1 pseudogene is annotated in these 791 nt (G+C 56.1%); it reads right to left on the bottom strand.

The window, feature by feature from the left end:
• Window positions 1–81: pseudogene (locus AB3X86_RS38305) on the bottom strand (IS5/IS1182 family transposase); the annotation flags it as partial.
• Between the last annotated feature and the right edge of the window lie 710 nt (window positions 82–791).

The raw sequence follows: 791 nt of genomic DNA on the forward strand, positions 1-791 counted from the left end.
CAGCGTCAGATACGGCGCCGCGAAACTCCATTCCTCATCCGACACATCAGTCGGATACCCTTTGCGGTCTGTTCTTTTCATCCCGCCAGGATAACAGGTCTCAATCGAAGTTCCTAACACGCTCTAGGTCCGCAGTTGGCGCAATATGATGCGCTTTGGGTAGCCGTTCGCGCGTCGGAGCCTGTCTGCGTCGAATAGAGCTCGACATGCGTAGGCTGGTCGGTCATTGACGGCCAGCGGCATCAGTCGGACGATTGAAACAATTGAGCCTTTCTTTCTTCCCGAGCTACGACGCTACAGGATCAACGAACGCGGCCCATCCCACCGCATCTGCGTTGTCGAAAGCGCAACCACGAGGCGTGGAGCGACAAATTATCTCTGTCTGAAATTGATGTGCATCTTCTTCGCTGCACTATGATCCGCAATCTGTCTTGGCAAGCGTGAAACGCGTGGGGTCTCGCGTTAATTCGCAACGTCGGTTGTAGGGGGCTGCGACCCTGACGTCCATTGCGCGCGCGCTGGCGACATATTGCTCGAGCACGGAAGATTGCCGCGGCGTGATGATAGGCAATTGGATTGCAAGATGCCGATGCGAGACGGGCTATTCGACAACGCGCGAATTAGCGACAAAGCTCGGTGTATCAAGTTAGGCAAAGCGGCCCTGTTGAGCCGCCCCGGGTTTTCCGGAGACCGTTTTGCTTGCGTCATGCCACAGTGACAGACTCAGCGAGATTTGCATAGTAAGCGGCTTCTGCCTCGGCAGGTGGAATGTTGCCGATGGGGCCGAAGAG

Source organism: Paraburkholderia sp. BR14374 (assembly GCF_040948685.1).
Classification (GTDB): Bacteria; Pseudomonadota; Gammaproteobacteria; order Burkholderiales; family Burkholderiaceae; genus Paraburkholderia; species Paraburkholderia youngii.